The organism is Ferrovibrio xuzhouensis, from assembly GCF_042648965.1.
In the GTDB taxonomy this organism is placed as follows: Bacteria; Pseudomonadota; Alphaproteobacteria; order Ferrovibrionales; family Ferrovibrionaceae; genus Ferrovibrio; species Ferrovibrio xuzhouensis.
This window is the reverse complement of sequence record NZ_JBHRYJ010000007.1, coordinates 146,047-168,188: the sequence shown is the minus strand read 5'-3', so window position 1 is coordinate 168,188 and position 22,142 is coordinate 146,047. Positions and strand designations below refer to the sequence as shown.

Annotated in this window: 26 protein-coding genes and 1 tRNA gene; 5 read left to right on the top strand and 22 right to left on the bottom strand. The window is 66.1% G+C overall.

All coding sequences use genetic code 11. From position 1 onward, the window contains the following. Positions 1 to 117: 117 nt before the first annotated feature. The 10 genes from ACFOOQ_RS21825 to ACFOOQ_RS21780 form a co-directional block, all read right to left on the bottom strand. Entirely contained in the window at positions 118 to 735 is a 618-nt protein-coding gene (locus ACFOOQ_RS21825; RefSeq protein WP_379729816.1) for a YeeE/YedE thiosulfate transporter family protein, read from the bottom strand. 11 nt (positions 736 to 746) lie between these two features. After that, positions 747 to 1,262, bottom strand: a complete 516-nt coding sequence (locus tag ACFOOQ_RS21820) for a YeeE/YedE thiosulfate transporter family protein (RefSeq protein ID WP_379729814.1) — start codon at positions 1,260 to 1,262, stop codon at positions 747 to 749. A gap of 79 nt (positions 1,263 to 1,341) precedes the next feature. Further along, positions 1,342 to 2,493, bottom strand: coding sequence for an aromatic ring-hydroxylating oxygenase subunit alpha (locus ACFOOQ_RS21815; protein WP_379729813.1), 1,152 nt, complete (start codon positions 2,491 to 2,493; stop codon positions 1,342 to 1,344). Beyond that, a complete protein-coding gene (locus ACFOOQ_RS21810) occupies positions 2,490 to 3,134 on the bottom strand; it encodes a TetR/AcrR family transcriptional regulator (RefSeq protein ID WP_379729810.1) in 645 nt (214 codons plus the stop codon). The genes ACFOOQ_RS21815 and ACFOOQ_RS21810 overlap by 4 nt, the downstream gene beginning before the upstream one ends. A 71-nt stretch (positions 3,135 to 3,205) precedes the next feature. Beyond that, positions 3,206 to 4,522, bottom strand: coding sequence for a cytochrome P450 (locus ACFOOQ_RS21805; RefSeq protein WP_379729808.1), 1,317 nt, complete (start codon positions 4,520 to 4,522; stop codon positions 3,206 to 3,208). Then, positions 4,482 to 5,261, bottom strand: a complete 780-nt coding sequence (locus ACFOOQ_RS21800) for a DUF502 domain-containing protein (protein WP_379729807.1) — start codon at positions 5,259 to 5,261, stop codon at positions 4,482 to 4,484. Before ACFOOQ_RS21800 ends, ACFOOQ_RS21805 begins: the two co-directional genes overlap by 41 nt. 19 nt (positions 5,262 to 5,280) lie before the next feature. Then, positions 5,281 to 6,159: an alpha/beta fold hydrolase gene (locus ACFOOQ_RS21795; protein WP_379729806.1), complete on the bottom strand. Its 879-nt coding sequence runs from the start codon at positions 6,157 to 6,159 to the stop codon at positions 5,281 to 5,283. A gap of 24 nt (positions 6,160 to 6,183) precedes the next feature. Continuing rightward, on the bottom strand, positions 6,184 to 7,848 hold the full coding sequence (locus ACFOOQ_RS21790) for an ArnT family glycosyltransferase (protein ID WP_379729805.1): 1,665 nt from the start codon (positions 7,846 to 7,848) through the stop codon (positions 6,184 to 6,186). Then, entirely contained in the window at positions 7,845 to 8,162 is a 318-nt protein-coding gene (locus ACFOOQ_RS21785; RefSeq protein WP_379729804.1) for a lipid-A-disaccharide synthase N-terminal domain-containing protein, read from the bottom strand. Before ACFOOQ_RS21785 ends, ACFOOQ_RS21790 begins: the two co-directional genes overlap by 4 nt. Positions 8,163 to 8,181: 19 nt before the next feature. Beyond that, positions 8,182 to 8,964 (bottom strand): glycosyltransferase family 2 protein, encoded by a 783-nt coding sequence (locus ACFOOQ_RS21780; protein ID WP_379729803.1) that lies wholly within the window; start codon positions 8,962 to 8,964, stop codon positions 8,182 to 8,184. Positions 8,965 to 9,194: 230 nt separating this feature from the next. Here ACFOOQ_RS21780 and ACFOOQ_RS21775 point away from each other — a divergent pair, with 230 nt between their 5' ends. Beyond that, a complete protein-coding gene (locus ACFOOQ_RS21775) occupies positions 9,195 to 9,953 on the top strand; it encodes a glucose 1-dehydrogenase (protein ID WP_379729802.1) in 759 nt (252 codons plus the stop codon). Continuing rightward, a complete protein-coding gene (locus tag ACFOOQ_RS21770) occupies positions 9,944 to 10,519 on the top strand; it encodes a hypothetical protein (RefSeq protein WP_379729801.1) in 576 nt (191 codons plus the stop codon). Before ACFOOQ_RS21775 ends, ACFOOQ_RS21770 begins: the two co-directional genes overlap by 10 nt. A gap of 6 nt (positions 10,520 to 10,525) precedes the next feature. On the opposite strand, the gene ACFOOQ_RS21765 is transcribed toward ACFOOQ_RS21770, so the two are convergent. The 6 genes from ACFOOQ_RS21765 to ACFOOQ_RS21740 form a co-directional block, all read right to left on the bottom strand. Continuing rightward, positions 10,526 to 11,134 (bottom strand): hypothetical protein, encoded by a 609-nt coding sequence (locus ACFOOQ_RS21765; protein WP_379729800.1) that lies wholly within the window; start codon positions 11,132 to 11,134, stop codon positions 10,526 to 10,528. After that, entirely contained in the window at positions 11,134 to 11,334 is a 201-nt protein-coding gene (locus ACFOOQ_RS21760) for a hypothetical protein (protein WP_379729799.1), read from the bottom strand. The genes ACFOOQ_RS21765 and ACFOOQ_RS21760 overlap by 1 nt, the downstream gene beginning before the upstream one ends. A gap of 94 nt (positions 11,335 to 11,428) precedes the next feature. Continuing rightward, positions 11,429 to 11,758 (bottom strand): hypothetical protein, encoded by a 330-nt coding sequence (locus tag ACFOOQ_RS21755; RefSeq protein WP_379729798.1) that lies wholly within the window; start codon positions 11,756 to 11,758, stop codon positions 11,429 to 11,431. A gap of 35 nt (positions 11,759 to 11,793) precedes the next feature. Beyond that, complete coding sequence (locus tag ACFOOQ_RS21750; RefSeq protein ID WP_379729796.1) at positions 11,794 to 12,453, bottom strand: hypothetical protein; 660 nt, start codon at positions 12,451 to 12,453, stop codon at positions 11,794 to 11,796. A gap of 123 nt (positions 12,454 to 12,576) precedes the next feature. Next, complete coding sequence (locus tag ACFOOQ_RS21745) at positions 12,577 to 12,765, bottom strand: DUF4170 domain-containing protein (RefSeq protein WP_379729795.1); 189 nt, start codon at positions 12,763 to 12,765, stop codon at positions 12,577 to 12,579. Between the two features lie 96 nt (positions 12,766 to 12,861). Beyond that, positions 12,862 to 13,428 carry a hypothetical protein gene (locus tag ACFOOQ_RS21740; protein WP_379729794.1) on the bottom strand — a complete coding sequence of 189 codons (567 nt, stop codon included), beginning with the start codon at positions 13,426 to 13,428 and terminating at the stop codon, positions 12,862 to 12,864. 56 nt (positions 13,429 to 13,484) lie between these two features. On the opposite strand from ACFOOQ_RS21740, the gene ACFOOQ_RS21735 reads away from it, so the two are divergent. The 3 genes from ACFOOQ_RS21735 (at position 13,485) to ACFOOQ_RS21725 (ending at position 15,296) form a co-directional block, all read left to right on the top strand. Beyond that, positions 13,485 to 14,486 (top strand): tetratricopeptide repeat protein, encoded by a 1,002-nt coding sequence (locus tag ACFOOQ_RS21735; protein ID WP_379729793.1) that lies wholly within the window; start codon positions 13,485 to 13,487, stop codon positions 14,484 to 14,486. 160 nt (positions 14,487 to 14,646) lie between these two features. Continuing rightward, a tRNA-Lys gene (locus tag ACFOOQ_RS21730) sits at positions 14,647 to 14,722 on the top strand. An 82-nt stretch (positions 14,723 to 14,804) separates the two neighbouring features. Then, positions 14,805 to 15,296: a PAS domain-containing protein gene (locus tag ACFOOQ_RS21725; protein WP_379729792.1), complete on the top strand. Its 492-nt coding sequence runs from the start codon at positions 14,805 to 14,807 to the stop codon at positions 15,294 to 15,296. Between the two features lie 121 nt (positions 15,297 to 15,417). Here the strand turns inward: ACFOOQ_RS21725 and tgt are convergent, their stop codons facing one another. The 6 genes from tgt to gyrA are packed head-to-tail and all read right to left on the bottom strand — an operon-like array spanning position 15,418 to position 22,047. Beyond that, on the bottom strand, positions 15,418 to 16,542 hold the full coding sequence (gene tgt / locus ACFOOQ_RS21720; protein WP_379729791.1) for a tRNA guanosine(34) transglycosylase Tgt: 1,125 nt from the start codon (positions 16,540 to 16,542) through the stop codon (positions 15,418 to 15,420). A gap of 1 nt (position 16,543) precedes the next feature. Beyond that, a complete protein-coding gene (queA, locus tag ACFOOQ_RS21715) occupies positions 16,544 to 17,602 on the bottom strand; it encodes a tRNA preQ1(34) S-adenosylmethionine ribosyltransferase-isomerase QueA (protein ID WP_379729790.1) in 1,059 nt (352 codons plus the stop codon). Positions 17,603 to 17,638: 36 nt separating this feature from the next. Further along, positions 17,639 to 18,121, bottom strand: a complete 483-nt coding sequence (locus ACFOOQ_RS21710) for a peptidylprolyl isomerase (protein ID WP_379729789.1) — start codon at positions 18,119 to 18,121, stop codon at positions 17,639 to 17,641. 27 nt (positions 18,122 to 18,148) lie between these two features. Continuing rightward, positions 18,149 to 18,706, bottom strand: a complete 558-nt coding sequence (locus ACFOOQ_RS21705; protein WP_379729788.1) for a peptidylprolyl isomerase — start codon at positions 18,704 to 18,706, stop codon at positions 18,149 to 18,151. A 51-nt stretch (positions 18,707 to 18,757) separates the two neighbouring features. After that, the gene (gene coaD, locus ACFOOQ_RS21700) at positions 18,758 to 19,282 is read right to left on the bottom strand and encodes a pantetheine-phosphate adenylyltransferase (RefSeq protein ID WP_379729787.1); all 525 of its coding nucleotides are present in this window, start codon (positions 19,280 to 19,282) and stop codon (positions 18,758 to 18,760) included. Then, the gene (gyrA, locus tag ACFOOQ_RS21695) at positions 19,282 to 22,047 is read right to left on the bottom strand and encodes a DNA gyrase subunit A (RefSeq protein ID WP_379729786.1); all 2,766 of its coding nucleotides are present in this window, start codon (positions 22,045 to 22,047) and stop codon (positions 19,282 to 19,284) included. Before gyrA ends, coaD begins: the two co-directional genes overlap by 1 nt. Between the last annotated feature and the right edge of the window lie 95 nt (positions 22,048 to 22,142).

The window sequence follows — 22,142 nt, the reverse complement described above, 5'->3', positions numbered from 1 at the left end:
TGCCGCCGCCGCTGGGTGCCTGCGAGCGGGCTTCCAACGGGCTCGTCGAGAGGGCGCGCTGACGGGTAGCCGTCGCCGCCAACTACACCGCCCAGAAGGGCGGACAGGTCACCGCCATCAATGCTGAGGCCGCTGCCGCATAGCGGGCGCCGAGGCGATCTGTTCGCTGGTGTCTCCATCGACATCCGCGCCCAGTTCGCCGCGCCAGGGGCGCCAGCGTTCCAGCAGCACCAGCACGACCACCAGCAGGGCGGCAGCGGCCAATGCCACCGGCCAGAACGGCAGACCAACAAGCTGGTTGAGGGTGAGTTTGCCGGGACCGCCGCTGATCCAGGGGTGCAGGGTCGGTTCGAGATAGCCGAAGGTCATGGCGCCGGCAATGCCGCCAAGCAGGGTTGCCCAGGCATCCCGGTAGCCGGCACCGATCTGGACCAGCACCGTGCCGGGGCAGCCGCCAGCCAGGCTGATGCCGACGCCAAGCAGCAGGCCACCGACGACATCGGCCGCATACAGCGTGGCCTTCGGCGACAGGCTGACGAACCCAAAGCCATTGAGGGCTGCCAGCACGACAAGACCGGTGGCGACCGCGCTCAGAAAGACCTTCAGCATGGTGAAATTGCGCAACTGCATCTGGCCAAGGATGATGCCCGGTTCAAACACGCGCGACTTTTCCAGGGCGAAGCCGAAGACCAGCCCCATGGCCAGACCGATCAGGATGGCGGAGATCACGCTCATGACAGCCTCCCTTACACGCGCCGCATCAGCATCGCGGTAGCGATGCCGCCGGCGAACATTGCGGTAACGGCGATGAAGGAACTGATGGCAAGCTGGGCCATCCCTGACAGGCCATGGCCGCTGGTGCAGCCATCGGCGACGCGGGCGCCGAACAGCATGATGAAGCCGGCCGCAAAGGCGAGCGGCAGACGGCCCGCCAGCGAGGTGATGCCGAGGCCACGCGACCAGGCATAGGACATGACCGCGCGCCGCGAACCGGACAGCCGCGCCGACAGGGCCGCGCCGAGCGCAATGCCGCCCACCAGCGCGACCTGCCACCAGTTCTTGGCGCCAGCCAGATGTTTCGCCACATACTCAATCTGCGCGATGCCCGGATCGATGATCCCGGCAAGATGCCCGGCAATGGTGACATAGGCCGACGAGGCGCCGAGCGCCGTGTGGATCAGCAAAAATGCGGGAATCTGCAGCAACCCGATCAGGATGCCGGCAGCATAAGGCGACCAGGCCTTGTCGGTGAGTGCGAACATGAACACCTCCCACGGCCGGACCAGATCACGGCCGTGGAAATCTTTTATACAATTTTCTTATGTTTAATGTTGATCCAGATCAAGCCGATGGTTCGGCGGCCAGCGCCCGGTCCATGCTGTCATGGAACCAGCCACAGCCCTGCTCGAAGCGGCCGAAGGTTAGGTGGCTGTTGGCACCGGAGCGGAAGCCGCGCTGGATTGCCTGGGCCATCTGAAAATCTTCGTCGAGCGCGTCCCAGAAGATCTTCACGTTGCGGTCCCAGTGTGCCCGCGCCTTCGGCGTTTCGGCCGGCTGCGGGATCAGGGCGCCGCCATGGATGCGGCAGGCATCGGTGCCATCGGGCAGGACGATCATCGCGGTGGCGTGGTCCGGCTGGACCAGGATCAACAGGTTGGGAAAAATGAAGTAAAGCAGGTTGCCGTAATCGCGCACGGACAGCCGTGTCCCGTCCGACCGGGTCAGATCCTGCGCCACCTGCTTGGTGAAAAACAGCCGCATGTGCGGATCGAGCCGGTCGGCGACGATGACATTGTCGGTAAACATCGGCGCGATGGTCGTCCGGTGGGCATGGCGGACGTGGTAGGTCTCGAGCCCTCCTTCGACCACCACCTTCCAGTTCGCCGCCACGCCGATCTCGCGCTCGTCGTACAGCACATGGTCGCCAAGGCCAAAGCTGTCGAGGTCGTCACGGATGCCGCCGAGGAAACCGTCGAAATCGTAAGCCTCACCCGGGCTGGGGACCACGAAGACCAGACCGAAGGCCTCCGCCACCGGCAGGCGGACCAGGCCACGGGTCGCCCTGTCCACCCCCGCAAAGCCGTCCTCATGCGGGATGCCGCGCAGGGCACCCGCCATGTCATAGGTCCAGGCGTGATACGGACAGACCAGCGCCCGCCGGCCACAGCCGCCACGCTCCCAGACCAGCTTGGCACCGCGATGCCGGCAGACATTGAGAAAGGCGTTGAGCCGCCCACCCTGGTCCCGGGTCAGCAGCAAAGGCAGGTCGAGCAGGTCATGGGTGACATAATCGCCGGGCTTCGCCAGCTTCGATGCAAAGCTGACCGCAACCGGATACCGCCGGAACAGGGTGCTTTCCTCGGCCGCCAGCCGCACCGGATCGACATAGCGCGCGGTATCGATGCGGGTGACCTGGTCGGCCATGTCGGTGCTGCCCGCCGCCATATGCCGGCGGGTGCGGTCGAGCCAGTCGGATGCTGTGGCTGGTTTCATGATCCGGCCTCCTGCAGCCGGGCGGTGCCGGCGATGAACTGCCAGAGCTGGGCGGCGATGCGCTCACGCCCCGGCCGCCGCGGCATCGCCAGTACCCGGCCGATCGCCTGCCGCAGGCCGCCGAGGATCATGGCGCCGAGCAGATGGGCGTCGAGATCGGCGGGGATTTCGCGGCGGCCCTGCGCCAGTTCGATGTTATGGGCGGCAAGCTTGATGTGGCCGGCGATGCGCGCCGCCTCGACGGCGGCGACTTCCGGCTCACGGCTTAAGCGGCCGAGGATCAGCGGCGCCAGCGCATCGGCATAATGGAAGGCGACCATGCGTTCGAGCCGCAGCCGCTCGCGCTCGGCCCAGCCGGCGCCGGGCTTCGGGTTGACGTCCATCACCGCCGCCTCGAAGCGGTCGTAGAAATCCTCGACCAGCGCGGCGATCAGACCGGCCTTGGAGCCGAAATAATGATAGCTGAGCCCGACCGACACGCCGGCCAGCCGCGCCACGTCGGCGATCTCGCAGGCGCCCGCGCCGGCCACCAGCGCGCGGGCCGCCGCATCGAGGATGCGCCGGCGGGTCTCGCTGCCGCGCGGCGAGACGGCCGCATCATGCGGCAGAATGGTGTCGGGCTGGCGCTTCGCGCGGGGCATGACTGGAGCTTAATTGAATTCAATTCAAAGTCCAGTCCGGCGTGCGCCCCTGCCGCTGCAGGACAGCCGCGTCAGAAGCTGACCGGAAAACTCAGGAACCCGCGGAACCGGGCGCGGCCGCCGCGCACCGGATCACCCGCCGGGCGAAAGTCCGGAAAACGCGCCAGCAGCCGGCTGATCGCGATCTGGCCCTCGATACGCGCGAGCGACATGCCGGCGCAGGCATGGATGCCGGCACCGAAAGCCAGATGCCGGTTCGGCTGGCGGCCGACATCAAGCCGGTCGGGGTCGGCGAACTGCGCCGGATCGCGGTTGGCGGCACCAATGCACAAAGTCACCAGGGTGCCGGGTGGCAGGGTCACGCCGCCGATCTCCACCTCCTCCACCACGCGGCGGTTGCCGAGCTGGTTGGAACTTTCGAAGCGCAGGAATTCTTCGACCGCCGTCTTCATCAGCGACGGATCATCCGTCAGGCGGCGGCGTTCGTCCGGCCAGTCGAGCAGGGCCGCGATGCCGTTGCCAATCAGGTTGGTGGTGGTCTCGTGTCCGGCATTGAGCAGGAAGATGCAGTTCTGCACCAGTTCGTCCGCTGTCAGCGCCTCGCCGTTCTCGCCGCGGATCAGGCCGGTCAGCACATCGCCGTAGCCATCGGCGCCGGCATCCTCGTGGGCGGCCATATGCGCGCGCCAGCTTTCCAGATGCCGCTCCAGATAGGCTTCGAATTCGACCATGGCGCGATTGCCGGCCTCGGCCCGCTCCGGGGTCAGCACCGGCTCCAGCGCGCCGAGAATGGCGAGCGACCAGTCGCGCAGCAGGTGGCGGTCTTCAGCCGGCACCGCCAGCATGTCGCCGATGATCTCGACCGGCAAAGCCGCGGCATAGTCGGTGACGACATCCATGCCGCCCTGTTTTTCAGCGCGGTCGAGCAGCCGGTCGACCAGCGCAGTGAAGCGGGCCTCCAGCAGCCTGAGCGCGCGCGGCGTAAACGCCGGCGCCAGCAGGCGACGCACGCGGGTGTGCAGCGGCGGATCGTTGAAGACAAGGCTGGTGGTATGGTGGCGATAGAGCGGCGTATCGCCGAATTTCGGCCGGAACTCGATCTTCTTGTCGGAGCTGAAGCGCTTCGGGTCGCGGTAGACCGCCTGCAGGTCGTCGTAGCGGGTCAGGAAGTAACTGCCGTCGGGCATCTGCCGCACCGGCGCGTAATGCCGCAGCAGGTGATAGACCGGATACGGGTCGTCGAGGAAAGCGCGATCGAGCGCGCGCAGGTCGAAGCCGGCCACGACATCCCGTCGTGCCGCCTGGTCGGCGGTCGTGTAGCGGCCGAGCCGCAGGCCGTTCAGGTCATCAGGGCGTGAAACCGCCGTCGCCGGTGCCGGGCTGGCCATTGGGTTTTCCTCCGTCGGCCGTCTTCGCGGCCGTTTTGCCTGCCGCCAGATCCGGCGGCACGATCACGCCGCAGGAAATGATCAGCTTCATCGCCTGATCGACCGAGGTCGACAGGATCACGATATCCCTGCGCCGGTAATACGCCATGTAGCCGCCGGTTGGATTCGGCGTGGTCGGCACATAAACGGTCACGAGGTCATCGCCCAGATGCTGCGACACTTCCGTGCCCTGCACATAATTGGTGACGAAGGCGATGGTCCAGGAGTCTTTCGACGGCCATGGCACCAGCGCCACCTGGCGGAAGGAATTGCCGGACTGGCTGAACACCGTCTCGAACACCTGCTTGAGCGCGCTGTAGATGCCGCGAACCACCGGCATGCGGGCGACGATGCGTTCGCCGATCCTGAGCAACGTGCGGCCGAGCAGGTTGGTGGCGAGGAAGCCGATCAGGGTCAGCAGCACCACCGAGACGACGACGCCGAGGCCGGGGATGCCGTAAGGCAGATGGAACGGAATGAACCGTTCGGGCTCGAAGCCCATCGGGATCAGGCGCTGGACGTTGCGGTCGATCGCCTCGATGGTGATGACCACCAGATAGATGGTCAGGCCGATCGGCGCCGTGACGATGATGCCGGCGAGGAAATAGTTGCGCAGGCGCGCCAGCGGCCCGAGCCTGGGTGGCCGGAGGGCGGCGAGCGGCTCGGGGGTCTCGGGCGGCAGATCGGGCGACACTGTCACTGGAACTTCACCCTCCGGGTCAGTCGGCAAAAAAGCGCTGCAGCGCCTGCAGGGTTTCCTCAGGCGCCTCCTCGGGCAGGAAATGCCCGCTTGGCACGGCCTGGCCATCGACACTGGCGGCAGCCTTGCCGCGCCAGGTGCCGATCACGTCATAGGCCTTGTGCATCAGCCCTTTCTCGCCCCACAGCACCAGCAGCGGACAGGCGATCCGCTTGTCCTCGTCGGCACGGTCATGTTCGAGGTCGATGCTGGCCGCGGCACGGTAATCCTCGCAGGAGGCATGGATGGTTGCCGGATCGCTGAAGCAACGCACGTAATCCGCCCAGGCCTCGGGATCGAAGCCGAAGCCGGCGCCCGACCACTGGCCGGTCTTGCGGCGCAGATAGTATTCCGGGTCGCTGCCGATCATGCGCTCGGGCATGTCGAAAGGCTGGATCAGGAAGAACCAGTGGTAGTAGCCGGTCGCCACCTGCTGGTTGACGGTCTCGAACAGGGTCCGGGTCGGGATGATATCGAGCACCGCCAGTTTCTCGACGGCCTGCGGGTGGTCGAGCGCCAGGCGATGCGAGACGCGGCCACCACGATCATGGCCGGCGAGCCGGAAACGCGGGAAACCGAGCGCCTTCATCACGGCGACCATGTCGGCCGCCATCGCCCGCTTGGCATAGGGGCTGTGGCGTTCGTCGGTCGGCGGCCTGCCGGAATCGCCATAGCCGCGCAGATCAGGGCAGACGATGGTGTAGGTTTCGGCCAGCCGCGGCGCGATGCGATGCCACATGGCATGGGTCTGCGGATAGCCGTGCAGCAGCAGCAGCGGCGGCCCCTTGCCGCCGACCCGCAGATTGATTTCCGCCCCCTCGCCCGCAATGCGTTTCTGCTCAAAACCGGGAAACAACATGGGCGATCCTCCATGGGCCGGGGGTCAGCGCAGCTTGGCGAAGAACTCCGGATTGCTGGCGATGGCCGCGGCATCCCAGATCACCATGATCCGGCCGCGCTTCTGCTGGGCGTATACTGGTTTGGGCGCGCTGTCGAGTTCCTCTTCCAGATAGCGCGTCACCACCCAGCCGTTCGGATGCGCTGCGATCCAGGCCGAAATCTCGCTGCCGCCGCCAATCTCCTGCAGCGGCCTGGTCAGCCGGCCGAGGAACTGGTATTCGCCGGCATAATCGCCGGCATAGGCGATCGGGCGGCCGTCATCCTGGCCCTGCTTGATCACGGCTGCAGCCGGTGCCAGGTCGAAAGCCGCGCGTCCGGGCGGAAAGCCCAGCAGATGCACGCCCAAGAACAGCAGCAGCGCCGGCACGGCGACGCTCGCCAGTGCGGCATCCAGCCGTTGGCGACCGGCCAGCCAGAAGGAAAGCCCGGCGGCCAGCAGCAGCGTCAGGGCGATTTCCATATTGGTGCCGAGCGCCCAGTTGGGCAGGTCGAGCTTGGCGGCCAGATACGGCGACTGCCCGATCACAACCGGCAGCGCCACGACCCCGACAGCCAGCAGCGCAAAAGCCACCACCACCAGCAGGCTGTCGCGCCGGCGCGGCAGGACGCTCCATTCGGCGGTCAGGCCGCGGGCGACCATCAGCATCAGGGCCGGCATCAGCGGCAGCAGGTAATGCGGCTGCTTGCCGCTGATCAGCGAAAAGACGACGAGGCCGATCAGACTGACGATCAGGCCGAAGCGCAGGCCGGGCTCGGCCGGCCGCTTCCACAGCGCCAGCGCGCGCCAGGACGACAGCCACAGCGAGGCTGGGAACAGCAGCGGCACCAGCAGCGGCAGATACCACCAGACCGGCCGGCGATGGGCGAAGCTGTGCTCGACGCGCCCCGCCGTCTGGCCCCACAGGATCGCTTTCTCGTAGGCCGGCCCGCCGGCTGCCCCGGCCGGCAGCGCCCAGGCAAGACCGATGGCGGCACCGATGGCCACCGACAGCAGCACGCCGCCATACCAGCCGAGCCAGCCCGGCCGGCGTTCGGCCGACGCCCAGAGCGGCGCAAACAGCGCCGGCGGCAGGGCGTAGACAAGGATCACCGGCCCCTTGGTCAGCACGCCGAGGCCGATGGCGATGCCGGTGATCAGAATACCGGTCCAGCGCCGGCCATGATGCAGGCCGAGCGCCATGCCGATCCAGGCCAGCAGCGCGCAGCTCGCCATCATCAGGTCGAAGAAGGTCATGGTGGCGAACAACATCCACCAGGCGCCACACAGCAGCAGCAGCGGGGCCACGTTGCCGGCCTGCCGGCCGGCCTCGCCCGGCCACAGCAGACGGCCGAGCCAGCCGGTCAGTCCGAGCGCGGCCAGCCCGAACAGCGGCGCCACCAGCCGCGCCCAGGTTTCGCTGACACCGAAGACCAGCCAGCCGATACGGATCAGCCAGAACAGCAGCGGCGGCTTGTGCGGATAAGGCTCGCCATTGAGCAGCGGCACCAGCCAGTGATCGGCCAGATACATCTCCCAGGCAACCGTGACATAGCGGGTTTCGTCGACTGGCAGCAATGGCCGTGCATAAAGCGCTGCCGCGACAATCAGGATCCAGAAAGCCCCCGTGCCGATAATCGCGGCGCGGGTACTGAACTGCTTCGCCATCATGCTTCGATCCTGCCGGTGCGGCGCGACTTGTAGATCAGATGCAGGTTGCGGGCGTAGACCACCAGTCCCATCAGCTGACCGACGATGAAAACCATGTTGGCGATGTGAACGGCGTAGACCAGCAGGATGATGCCGCCGGCGATGCTGATGTACCAGAAGGTCAGCGGAATTTCGCTGCGGCGGACCCGCTCGGCATGCAGCCACTGGATAAAGAAGCGGGCGGAAAACACCGCCTGCCCGAGGAAGCCGATCACCGCCCAGAAATTCAGGCTGTCATTGAGACGATCCCAGTATTCAACAATCAGCGACACCATCCCTCGACCTTTCAGTCCGTCAGCTCAATGGCTCGACGCCGCCGCAGTCGCGCCAGCGGCGCTTCAGCCAGATCACGCCGATCATGTCGACAATGCCGGCCTTCAGCCGTCCCCAGGTGCCGTAATGCGAGGCACCGCCGCCGCGCGGCCGGTGATTGACCGGCACCGAGCGCACCTGCCCGCCCATGCGCAGCACCAGCGCCGGCAGGAAGCGATGCATGTGATCGAAAGCCGGCAGCCGCAGGAACAGGTCGCGATGCATCATCTTGACGCCGCAGCCGGTGTCGGGCGTGGCATCGCCGAGCAGGCCCGAGCGCACCGCGTTGGCGATCTTCGACGACAGGCGCTTGATGATGCTGTCCCGCCGGTGCACGCGATGGCCGGCCAGCAGCAGGCCGCGGCCGCCATCGGGCGCCGACTTCAGGGTCTGCCACAGCGCCGGAATATCGGCCGGGTCATTCTGGCCATCGCCGTCGAGCGTAACGATGACCGGCGCCCGCGCCGCACGCACGCCGGACAGCACCGACATGGACTGACCGGCATTCTGGCGGTGGCGCAGCGGTCGCAATTCCCGCATGTCGCGACGGGCATTCTTCAGAATGGCCGGGGTCTCATCGGTCGAGACATCATCGACGACGACGATCTCGAACCGCATGCGGCCGCGCAGCGCAGCGCAGACCTCGTCCAGCAGGTTGCGGATATTGGCGGCTTCGTTGTGCACCGGAATGACGACCGACAGTTCCGGAGCCTCGTCGGCTCCGGCCTCGATGCCGGTCACCGGCTGGGAAGAAAGTACGGTCATCGCGCGATTCTTTTCAGGGCATCGGCCCGCGCATTTAATAATCCGCCCGCCCCGCAGTCACAAGCATCAGCGCTTCCCTGCGACCCCATTTCGTACTGATCTGGCCGCTCCGCAGCCCCAAAATAAGGCAGCAATGCGAACGACTTGCATGTCTCAGCCGGGTCGCTAGAGTCAGGTCAGAACCAAGACAAGAACATATCCTTACAGGATGCTTGCGGAGGACTTCGACCATGCGACTGGCAGACAAGGTGGCGATCATCACGGGCGGCGGTTCCGGCTTCGGCGAGGGCATCGCCCGGCGCTTCGCCGCCGAGGGAGCCGCCGTCGTCATCGGCGACCTGAATCCCGCCGCGGCCGAGCGGGTGGCCGGCGAAATCGCCAGGGCCGGCGGCAGGGCGACTGCGGTCACCGTCGACGTGGCCAAAGCCGACCAGATGGCGGCCCTGGTGCAGGCCGCCGTGAAGACCCATGGCGGACTCGACATCATGGTCAACAATGCCGGCATGCCGCAGCGCAACGCGCCGCTGCTGAACACCGACGAGGCAACCTTCGACCGGCTGTTCGCGGTCAATGTCAAAAGCATCTACCTCTCGGCCATGCAGGCGGTCCCGGTGATGCGCCAGCGCGGCGGCGGCGTGTTCATCAACATTGCCTCGACCGCCGGTGTGCGCCCCCGCCCCGGCCTGGTGTGGTATAATGGCAGTAAGGGCGCCGTGATCACCCTGACCAGGGCGATGGCGGTCGAGCTGGCGCCGGAAGGCATCCGCGTCAACGCCCTCAATCCGGTGGCGGGCCTGACGCCGATGCTGAAGGAATTCATGGGCGGCGAGGAAACCGAGGAAATGAAGGCGAAATTCGTCAGCACGATTCCGATCGGCCGCTTCAGCACGCCACAGGACATTGCCAACGCGGCGTTGTATCTTGCCTCCGACGAGGCCGGCTTCATCACCGGGGTCTGCATGGAGGTCGACGGCGGACGATGCATCTGAACCTTTCCGCATTCTGCCGCCACACGGCCGCCGCAGCGCTGCTGGCCCCTGTCTTGCTGTCCGGCCTGGCCGTCGCCCAGCAGGCGCCGGCTGACCAGCAGAAAGCCGTGCAGAGCCAGCCGGACCCGCATGTCCCGCCGCCGGCGCAGCCAATCGATCCGGGCAAGGCCGCTGCCCGCGACATGCAGGACAAGGCGCTCGACCAGATGAAAAAGCAGGCCGAGCCGCCGAAGCCGAAAACCGGCTCCGGCTCGGCCGCGGCGCCGCGCAACCGCACCATGCAGTTCTCGCTGCCGCCGCTGGTGGCGATTTCGGAAGTGCCGCGCGGCAAGGCGGTGATGATCCAGGGCCAGGTGCTGTCGCCGCAGCCGACCACCTTCGTGCTGAATGACGGCAACTCGTCAATGGTGATCAATCTGGGCACGGACTGGCGCCAGCTCAGCAAGGTGCGGGCCGGCGACCGGGTCGGCGTGATCGGCCAGATGGATCCCTATGGCTCGCCGCTGTTCCGTGCCACCGGCATCGTGCTGGACACCGGCCGCATCATCGTCATTCCCAACAGCTAGGCCGCATCAGGGGCGCGGCCGGCCAGAGCCCGGTCCGCCAGACCGGCAGGTGCGGATCGCCGTCTTGACCATGCCGAGCTCGGTGCGCCTGGCATGGGCGAGGAAATCGTCCCAGCTTTTCAGGCCATCGACCACCGCAGCCGTCGCCACGCATTCCGATGGCGCCAGCGTCACCAGGCCACGTGAGGCCAGCGCGTCATCGACCACCTGCTGGCCGGCATAGGGATTATCCGGATAATTCCGCGCGTAGGCCTTGTCGCGCATCTGCACGGCCTCGCGCAGGCTCTGTGCGTTGGCGGCGTCGAAAGCCATCCATTTCTGCAGGATGCTGCCATCGAAGCCGCGCCGCGCGCATTCCCGCGCATAGGCGCGCAGCACGATGCCGGCGCGCACGATGGCCTCGGCCTGCAGTTCGGGCGGCGTCATACAGGCATTGTCCGGCTTCGGTATCGTGACCTGGGGCACGCCCGTCGGCGGCGCGGGTTCCGGTCGTGCCGGCAGCCGCTGTCCGCCCGTCTGCGCCAGGGCAATGCCGCTCCAGCCTGTCAGGCAGGCACCGACAACGACAAGAATGGCGACAACAAGAATGGCAATCCGGCGCCAGGCTGGCCGCATCACGGCTTGCGGGCCACCGTCGCGACGAAGGTGGCCGCCGCATCGGCGGCCTGGTCGACCTGGGTGGAGGGCACGGCCGGAGTCTGGTCGAGAGCCTGCTGGATCGCCTGCGCCTCCTGCGGCGGCAGACGGCGCAGGATCGCGGCCGTGCGCTCGGGCCCGGCCACGCGCAAGAAAGCGACAAGCTTGTCGCGACTCATGCCTGCCCCTTTCTCATCGTAACACCCCTTGCCGACAGTCTAGCGCCGATCCCGCGATCCGCCAAACCCGCAGCTCGCATCATTTCGGCCCGGATCATTTTGGTTTGGGCGCTGATTTCATCATGGCCAGATAGATCGGCATCACCACGTTGGTGAACTTGTTCTGACCATACTGCAGTTCGTCCATCGCCGCCTTGACCATCTCGACGGTCGGATAATAAGGCACGATCGTGTAGCCATGTTGCTTCAGCGCCGCCAGCACCGCGACCGCCTGCTTGTTGTAATTCTCGAAGAAATAGCTGCTGTCGGCTTTCTTGATCGCTTCGGAGATCACTTCGACGGCCGGAATCGGCTTTACCGCCTGCGGCTGCCAGTTATAGCCATCGGGCGGCTGGTTCTTGCTGCGATCATCACTCGAGGCCATGGGCAAATCCTGGCGCAAAATCGGCGGCGGCCGGATCAGCCGGCCGGCCGGCGCACATTGGTCGGCCACTGACGGCCGGTATTCTTGAGGTCGGTATTCTTGAGGCCGGGCGCCGCAGCCGATGCCGGCGGCTTGCCGCCGTCGAGCTGCCGCACGGCCGTCGCCACCCTGTGTTCGATGGCGATCTCCGATGGCGCGCGCAGTCGCATTTTCACATAAGCCTCGCGCAGCGCCTCGGCAACCCGGCGCTCCAGCGTGCTGCCCGGCCCGGTGATGCGCCGGCGCAGGATGATGCCGAGTGCATCGATGTTCAGACCGATGATGGCCTGCAGCCGCGGCGAAGCCTGCGTCAGGTTGGTCGTCAGGTTCTTCAGATTGTCGGCATACAGGGTGACCAGCGGATAGCCGAACAGGCTGCCCTGCCCTTTCAGCTCGAGCGCGATGTCGCTGATCCATTCATAATATCGCGCGCGGCCGATGGTGTTGAACGCGGCAGACCCCCAGGCATCCTTGAGATTGCCGAACGCCTGCGCCGCGGCCTTCTCGAAATCGGCCTGCGTCTCGACCATGACTTTCTCGATCCTGCCGCGCAGATCGGGATTGAGGCGGACATCCTGTCCTTGCCTGAAATTCACCGCCTTGCGCTTCAGGTCGCCGCGGTTGGCGATCAGCCGTCCCGCCGCGTAGGGGTCCATTGCCGGCCTCCTTGTGTCGCCTGCCGACCGAATCGGCAGCCCTGCCGGTAAATCATCGTGGCAGGCAAACCGCTTAGCAACAGGCAATGCAAAAGGCCGGCCGCCCCGCGAGCAGCCGGCCGGTCAGGCGTCGCGCGGAATCACCCGCAGACGGTGATTGCAGATGTCGATCTTGTCGGCCATGCGGGCACGCCAGATCTGGTCGGCTTCCTTCTCGGTCTTGAAGGGGCCATAGCGTTCCTCAGTACCGGCGATGGGCGCCGGGTCGGCCAGATCGTTAAAAATCCCGCCTTCAACGTAGAATACAGGCATCGTCATCATCCTCCGGGACCGGCGCATTATCCCGCGACTGCGAAGAAAACAATAGGCCCGGGATGGTTGTAATTCGGTTACCGGACGGCATGGCGGCTATGCCCGGGCTGCAAGCCAGCCGTCCAGCGCCTCGGCCACCCCGGCAACCACCGCCCCCCAGCCGGCCGCGGCATCCTGCTGCCGGAAGCCGCGCACAGCCGGATAGAACGGGCTGTCCGGGCGATCGACAGACCAGTACCAGAGCAGGCCATATCCCGGCGGCGGCAGCAGCAGCCAGGTCGGCACCCCCAGCGCACCGGCCAGATGAACCGCCGTATTGCTGACGGAAATGACCAGGTCGAGCGCCGCGATCTGCGCCGCCACAGCGTCGAGATCGGCGAGCGGATCGACGGCATCGTCATGCCACAGATCCACGCCATGCTCTGCAGCGAGAGCCGTCCGCTCCGTCCGGGTGTCGCCATACTGCAGATCGACCCAGAAAACCGGCCGCTGTCGCAGCACCGGCGCCAGGTCAGCCAGGCGGAGGGATTTGTGCCAGCCATAATCAGCATTGCCGCTGCGCCAGGCGACGCCGATGCGCGGCCGCCCTCCCGCCAGCACATCGTGGCGGGACCGCTGGCGGGCGCTTTCACCAGCATCGGCAATCAGGAATCCGGAAACCATTGCAGGAGTTTAGGCATCATAGGATGCTGGCGCCAGAGACCTTTTCGCCGGGCCCCATGCCACAGACCGATCTCCAGACCGCAAACGCCCTTGCCGCTGCCGCTGCCGCCGCGCTGCAGGCCGGCGACCTGCCGCTGGCGGTCAGCCGCTTCGAGGCGGCGCGGCGCCTGGCGCCGGCTGACCGCGCGGTGCTGCGCAGCCTGGGGGCGCTGTATCGCCATGGCAACGACTGGCCGAAAGCCTGGTCGGTGGCGGAAACCGGGCTGCGGATCACCGCGGACCAGGATGCCGGTTTCCGCGATGACCGGCTGGCCGCCATGGCCGGCGCCGGCTTTACCGATGCCGCCGGCAGCCTTGCCGCCGCCTGGGCCACCATGGAACCGGATAATCCGCAGGCCCGTTATCGGTTCGGCGACCTGCTGCTGAAGACAGGCCGCCATGCCGCCGCACTCGCGGAACTACAGGCCGCCCTCGCCCGGCAGCCTGACCGGCCGGATATCCTGGTGGCCGCCGCCGAAGCGGCTTTCCGCACCGGCGACCATGCCCGCAGCCGGGCGTGGCTCGACCGCGCCGTCGCCCTTGATCCCGACAACCGCTCGGTGCGCATGGCGCGGGCAACGATCATGCTGTCACTGTCCATCTGGGATCCCGGCCTTGCGGATTACGAACACCGCCTGCGTCCCGATGCCCTGCTGCAGGTGACGCGTTCTCTCAGCCTGCCGCGCTGGCAGGGTGAAGACCTGACCGGCAAGACGCTGCTGGTGGTCGCCGAGCAGGGCGTCGGCGACCAGATCCGGCTCGCCCGTGACCTGGCGACCCTGCGCGGCCTCTGCGGCCACCTGATCGTCGAATGCGCGCCACGGCTGGTGCCGCTGTTTACCCGCAGCCTGCCGGGCCTGACCATCGCCGCCAGCGTCGAACGCCGGGATGGGCGGGTCCATCATTTCGATTATGGCTGGCTGGTGCAGCATCCGCCGGCCGATGCCTATATCGAACTGGGCAGCGTGATGCTGCGGCTGTGGCAACGCGGCCTGCCGCCGGATCGCCCCATCCCTTGACCGGCCCCGACCGGCAGCGGCAAGCTGCGGAACGGCTTGGATATTTCCGACGAATCGGTCGCGGACCCATCGGCATTTCGCAGGGCTGCGCCGGTTGACGGGACCCGGCCGCCGACCTATGGTCGCGGCGCCTTTCGGGGCCCCTTCCGACAGACCTCGTGAGCCCGTAGCTCAGCTGGTAGAGCAAGCGACTTTTAATCGAGAGGTCCCGGGTTCGAATCCCGGCGGGCTCACCACTGCCGGATGCCGTTTCCGCCGTGTGCGGAAAAATCTCCTGTTTCCCAGCTTTTTCATGTAATCTGTGCCCAGAGGATATCTGTGAACCGGCTTCTGGTCGATAGCAGGTTCCGGCCAGATCCCGGCCTGAATTTCGGGCGTCCGGAGCTGAAATCCCTGACCGCGCTCTGGCACGAGAAGCGGGCAGATTGCATTGCGCCGGACCGCGCCGATTTCGATCCTCTCTCGCTGCGCGATTATCTCAGCCGCATCATCATCTACGAAGTGGTCGGCACGCCGCCGCAGCATCGCTTCCGTTTCCGGCTCTACGGTACCCTGGTGGCCGAGTATTCCGGCCGTGATGTCACCGGCCAGATGCTCGACGCGGTGATGTCGCCGGAGGCCTATCAGGATTACTGCCGGATCCTGAACGGCCTGATCGCCGATCCGCGGCCGCTGCGGGTGACCGGCACGCTGTACTATCTCGACCGCAGCTTTGTGCATTTCGAATGCCTCAGCCTGCCGCTGACTGTCGGCGGCGGCGACCGCATCGGCCAGATCATGGATATCCTGTACTACCCGGACGAGGGCTGAACGCCGCTGCTTTAGCGGTGCAGCAGCCAGTAGACCAGGTGCACCAGGCCATAGGCGAGCATGGCGAAGACAAAGGCGATGCCGAAGACGCGCAGGTGCCGCCCGAGCTTCGCCCGCAGCATCACAAGGGCTCGATATCGCCCAGTGCCTGACCGGCATGGAAGTCGGCGGCGAAAGCCTGCAGCCGTCCCTCGCCGATGGCAGTGCGCATGCCGATCATCAGGTCCTGATAGTAGGTCAGGTTATGCGCCGTCATCAGCATGGCGCCGAGGATTTCGTCCGACCGCACCAGATGGTGCAGATAGGCACGGCTATACTGGCTGCAGGCCGGGCAGCGGCAATGCGCGTCCAGCGGCCGCGGGTCCTCGGCATGACGGGCATTGCGGATGTTGACAGTGCCGCGCCGGGTGAAGGCCTGGCCGTTACGGCCCGACCGCGTCGGCATTACGCAGTCGAACATGTCGATGCCGCGCTGCACGGCACCGACGAGGTCCGATGGCTTGCCGACACCCATCAGATAGCGCGGCCGGTCCTGCGGCAGATGCGGCACGGTCACATTGAGGGTGGCGAACATCTCTGCCTGTGTCTCGCCCACCGCAAGACCGCCGACCGCATAGCCGTCGAAGCCGGTGCCGATCAGCCCCTTAGCGGATTCCTCGCGCAGGGCCGCATTCGTCCCGCCCTGCACGATGCCGAACAGGCCGTAACCATCGCGTTGGCGGAAAGCAGCGCGGCAGCGTTCGGCCCAGCGTAAGCTGAGCCGCATCGCTTCGGCCACGCGCGTCTCGTCGGCCGGCAGCTTGACGCATTCGTCGAGCTGCATGGTGATGGTGGCATCCAGCAGGTGCTGGATCTCGATCGAGCGCTCGGGCGAGAGTTCATAGCGGGCGCCGTCGATATGCGACTGGAAGGCGACGCCGTCCTCGCTGACCTTGTTGAGCTGGGCCAGCGACATCACCTGGAAGCCGCCGGAATCGGTCAGGATCGGCCCCGGCCAGTTCATGAATTTGTGCAGGCCGCCAAGCTTCGCCACGCGTTCGGCGGTCGGCCGCAGCATCAGGTGATAGGTGTTGCCGAGGATGATCTGCGCCCCGGTCTCGCGCACGGCCTCAGGCGTCATCGCCTTCACGGTCGCGGCGGTACCCACCGGCATGAAGGTCGGCGTCTCGATGGGGCCATGGGCGGTCTGCAGCCGGCCCTGGCGGGCGGCGCCGTCACGGGCGCTGACGTCAAAGCGGAAGGGCATGTTACCGGCGGGGTTGGCGGAATAGCAGGCTTGTATCGCCATAGGAGTAGAAACGGAAGCCGTTGTCCACGGCGTGGCGGTAGATCGCCCGCTGGCCCGCGATGCCGACAAAGGCTGCCACCAGCATCACCAGGGTCGATTTCGGCAGGTGGAAATTGGTCAGCAGGCCGTCGGCGACGCGAAAGTCGAAGCCCGGGGTGATGAAGATGTCGGTCTCGCCGGTAAACGGCCGCAACTCACCGGTCTGTCGCGCCGCGCTTTCCAGCAGGCGCAACGAGGTGGTGCCGATGGCAATCACCCGGCCGCCGGCGGCACGGGCCGCCTGCACCGCCTCGACGGTGGCGGCACTCACCTCGCCCCATTCGGCATGCATCTGGTGGTCCTCGACCCGGTCGACCTTGACCGGCAGGAAGGTGCCGGCGCCGACATGGAGCGTGACGCGGGCGAAACGGACACCGATCTCCTTCAGCTTCTCGGTCAGGTCCGGCGTGAAATGCAGGCCGGCGGTCGGCGCCGCGATGGCACCGAGCTTCTCGGCGAACATGGTCTGGTAATCGCTGCGGTCGCGCTCGTCCGCCGCGCGCTGTGCCGTGATATAGGGCGGCAGCGGCATGGCGCCGACCTGTTCCAGCGCCACCAGCAGCCCGGCGTCGTCACGGTCGAACTGCAGGACCAACTGGTCGCCATTGCGCTCGACCATTTCGGCCCGGATGCCGCCGTCGAAGGTGATCGCATCGCCGGGCTTGAGCCGGCGGGCGGGCCGCAGCATCGCCTGCCACTGGCGGCCGCCGACGGGCCGCAGCAACAGGGCCTCGACCTTCACCTCCGAGGGCCCGCGGTCGCGGCGGCCGAACAGCCGCGCCGGGATCACCCTGGTGTCGTTGAACACCAGGATATCGTCGGGCCGCAGCAGCAAAGGCAGGTCGCGCACCACCCAGGTTTTCGGGTCGATCCCCTCGCCGGCACGATAGTGCAGCAGCCGCGCGGAATCGCGCGGCACGGCGGGCCGCTCGGCAATCAGGTCCGGCGGGAGGGGAAAGTCGAAGTCGCTGACCAGCATGGCGAAGCCCCGGCCGGGGCCGGGCGCGGGGCCTGTTCAGTCGGCGTCGGCGGCAACGCGGATCGAAACAATCTTGTCAGGATCCTTCACGGTGCCGTTCTGAGACTGGCTGCCGCGCTTGATGGCGTCGACATGCTCCATGCCCTCGGTCACCGCGCCCCAGACGGTATACTGGCCGTCGAGGAAGCGGGCATCGTCGAAGCAGATGAAGAACTGGCTGTCGGCGCTGTTCGGATTCTGGGCGCGCGCCATCGAGCAGGTGCCGCGCACATGCGGCTCGTCGTTGAATTCGGCGTCCAGCTTCTGGCCCGAACCGCCGGTGCCATCGCCGCGCGGATCGCCGGTCTGGGCCATGAAGCCCTCGATCACCCGGTGGAATTTCAGGCCGTCATAGAAACCGTCGCGCACCAGTTCCTTGATGCGGGCGACATGGTTCGGCGCCAGGTCGGGGCGCAGCGCGATGGTGACGCGGCCGTCTTTGAGTTCGAGATAGAGGGTATTTTCCAGATCGGCGCTCATGGCGGCCTGCCTTTCCTTGATGTCGGCTTACTTGATATCGGCGGCGACGCGCAGGCGGATGATCTTGTCGGGATCGGTGACAATGCCACTGCCCGGTGCACCCTTCTTGATGCGGTCGACATATTCCATGCCGCTGATGACGTTGCCCCAGACGGTGTACTGGCCGTTGAGGGACGGAGCATCATCGAAGCAGATGAAGAACTGGCTGTCGGCACTGTCGATGCTCTGGGCACGCGCCATCGACACGGTGCCGCGCACATGCGGCGCGCTGCTGAACTCGGCCTTCAGTTTCTGGCCCGAGCCGCCGGTGCCGGTGCCGGTCGGATCGCCGGTCTGCGCCATGAAGCCGCGGATCACCCGATGGAAGACGATGCCGTCATAGAAGCCCTTGCGCACCAGTTCCTTGATGCGGGCCACCGTCTTCGGCGCGAGATCGGGCCGCATGGCGATGACCACCTTGCCGTAGGTCAGCTCCATGACCAGGGTGTTTTCCGGATCGCTGGTCTGGGCCCGGGCCGATAGAGCCAGACCCGGCAACAACAGACAGGCCAGCAGGCCGAGAACAAGAAAATGCCGGCGGTTCATGCGCAACTCCTTACCAGAAAGATCAGCCCAGAAACGATCAGCCCGGAAGAATCAACCCTGGGCGCCCTGCGCCTTCACCACGGCGACCCGGGCGCGCAGGCGTTCGGCCACCCGCGGCGAAACGAAGGGATTGATGTCGCCATCCAGCATGGCGATTTCCTTCACCAGCCGCGAGGCGATGAACTGGTGATTGTCGGAGGCCATCAGGAAGACGGTCTCGATATCGGAATTCAGTCGGGCATTCATGCCGACCATCTGGAACTCGTATTCAAAATCCGACACCGCGCGCAGGCCACGAATGATCATGACGGCGCCGATGTCCATGGCGAAATGCATCAGCAGGTTGGAGAACGGCTTGACCTCGAACTCGGTCGCGCCGGGCATCAGCGGGCCGATTTCCTCGCGCACCATTTCGACGCGCTCCTCCATGGAAAACAGCGGACCCTTGCCGGCATTGACCGCGACACCGACCACCAGCTTGTCGACCAACTTGCCCGCTCGCTTGATGATGTCATAGTGACCTTTGGTAACCGGATCGAAAGTGCCCGGGTACAAACCGATCCGCTGCCTGGTCATTACTCCTCCCCAGAGTCATCCCCGTCCATTGCCGGGTCCCCGTCCACTGCCGGGCCCCCACCAAATGCCGGACCGTTGTCCTGGCCATCCTCCTGGCCGGCGCCACTTTCAGGCAAGTGTGCGACCGATGCAACCTTCTCGCCGTCGCCCAGCTTGAAGATGATGACGCCCTGGGTATTGCGGCCGGCGATGCGGATATCGTCGACCGGGCAGCGGATCACCTGGCCGCCATCGGTGACCAGCATGATCTGGTCGTCATGCTCGACCGGGAAGGCGGCGGCGACATTGCCGTTCTTGGCGGTGGTCTCGATATTGATGATGCCCGAGCCGCCGCGGCTGGTGACCCGGTATTCATAGGCCGAGCTGCGTTTGCCGTAGCCTTTCTCGGTGACCGTCAGGATGAACTGCTCGGCCGCCTGCAGGGCGGTGAACCGGTCGCTGGAAATGTCGGACGGCATCTCCACGCCGGTCTCGCCGGCACGGATGCGGGCCTGGGCGCTTTCGTAACGGAAATAGGCTTCGCGCTCTTCCGGATTGACCTCGATATGCCGCAGGACCGACATCGAGATGACCCGGTCGCCCTCGCCCAGCTTCATGCCGCGCACGCCGGTCGACGAGCGGCTCTGGAAGGTGCGCACGTCGGCCACCGGGAAGCGGACGCATTTGCCGGCATAGGAGGCCAGCAGGATGTCGTCCTGCTCGGTGCAGGAGAACACGCCGATCAGGCTGTCGTCGGCATCCTCGCCCTCGAACTTCATGGCGATCTTGCCATTGGCGTTGATGCTGACGAAATCGCTCATCGCGTTGCGGCGGACATAGCCCTTGGCGGTGGCGAACATGACGTGGAATTCGCCCCAGCTGCCCTCGTCCTCGGGCAGCGCCAGTACCGTGGCGATCTTCTCGCCCTGGGCCAGCGGCAGCAGGTTGACCAGCGCCTTGCCGCGCGACTGCGGCGTGCCTTCCGGCAGGCGGTGGGTCTTCATGCGGTAGACGCGGCCGATATTCGAGAAGAACAGCACCGGCTGGTGGGTATTGGCGACGAAGACGCGGGTGACGAAATCCTCGTCCTTGGTGCTCATGCCGGTGCGGCCCTTGCCGCCGCGCTTCTGCAGGCGGTAGGTCGACAGCGGGGTGCGCTTGATGTAGCCGGAGTGGCTGACCGTCACCACCATGTCCTCGCGCTGGATCAGGTCCTCGTCGTCCTGCTCGAATTCCAGCTCGGCAATCTGGGTGCGGCGCGGCACGGAGAAACGCTCGCGCACCGATACCAGTTCATCGCGCAGCACGCCCATCAGCTTCTCGCGGCTGAACAGGATCGACAGATACTCGTTGATCTGTTCGGCCAGGCCTTTCATCTCCTCGCCGATCTCGTCACGGCCCAGCGCCGTCAGGCGCTGCAGGCGCAGGTCGAGGATGGCACGGGCCTGGGTCTCCGACAGCCGGTATGTGCCATCGACCACCTTGTGGCTGAGATCGTCGATCAGCAGGATCATGTCCGCCACGTCGGCCGCCGGCCATTCACGGCCCATCAGCTGGTCGCGGGCGGTTTGCGGGTCCGGCGCGGCGCGGATGGTGCGGATTACCTCGTCGATATTGGCGACGGCGATGGCCAGGCCGACAAGGACATGGGCGCGATCACGCGCCTTGCCGAGCAGGAAGCGGGTCCGCCGGGCAATCACTTCCTCGCGGAAGCCGACAAATGCCGCAATCAGCTGCTTGATATTCAGCAGCTCCGGCTTGCCGGCATTCAGCGCCAGCATGTTGACGCCGAACGACGTCTGCAGCGGCGTGAAGCGGTAGAGCTGGTTCAGAACCACCTCCGCCATGGCATCGCGCTTGATCTCGACAACGACGCGCACGCCGTCACGGTCGGATTCATCGCGCAGGTCGGAAATACCTTCGATCTTCTTGGCACGGACATGCTCGGCGATCTTCTCGATCATGCCGGCCTTGTTCACCTGATACGGAATCTCGGTGATGATGATGGCTTCGCGGTCCTTGCGAATCTCCTCGATATGCACCTTGCCGCGCATGATCACCGAGCCGCGGCCGGTCCACATCGCCGCCTTGGCACCGGCGCGGCCCAGAATGATGCCGCCGGTGGGGAAATCCGGCGCCGGCAGCAGCTCGAGCAGCTGCTCGAACGTCACCTCGGGATCGTCGACATAGGCGCAGCAGGCGTCGATCACTTCGCCCAGGTTATGCGGCGGGATATTGGTCGCCATGCCGACGGCGATGCCGTTGGCGCCGTTGACCAGCAGGTTCGGGAACTGCGCCGGCAGCACGGAGGGTTCCTGCGTGCTGTCGTCATAGTTGGACTGGAAATCGACGGTATCCTTGTCGATATCCGTCAGCAGCGCCTCGGCGGCCTTTTCCAGGCGGATTTCCGTGTACCGCATGGCGGCAGCCTTGTCGCCGTCCATGGAGCCGAAGTTGCCCTGCCCGTCCAGCAGCAACTGGCTCATCGAGAACGGCTGCGCCATGCGCACCATGGCGTCGTAGATCGACTGGTCGCCATGGGGGTGGTACTTACCCATCACGTCACCGACCACGCGGGCCGATTTGCGGTACGGCTTGTCGGCGGTATAGCCGTTCTCGTGCATCGAAAACAGGATGCGGCGATGCACCGGCTTGAGCCCGTCGCGTGCATCAGGCAGCGCGCGCGACACGATCACGCTCATGGCGTAACCGAGGTAGGAGCGCTGCATCTCCTGCTCGATGGAGATGGGCTGAATATCGTGCGGTAGCTTCGGCTGGTCGGTCACGAAACGGGGGTCCGGATGCTGTTTTTGACGGGTAGAATCAGACGCCCGAACAGCCCCGCAAGGGCCATGGAATCAGGCCCCGGAAATTACCACGC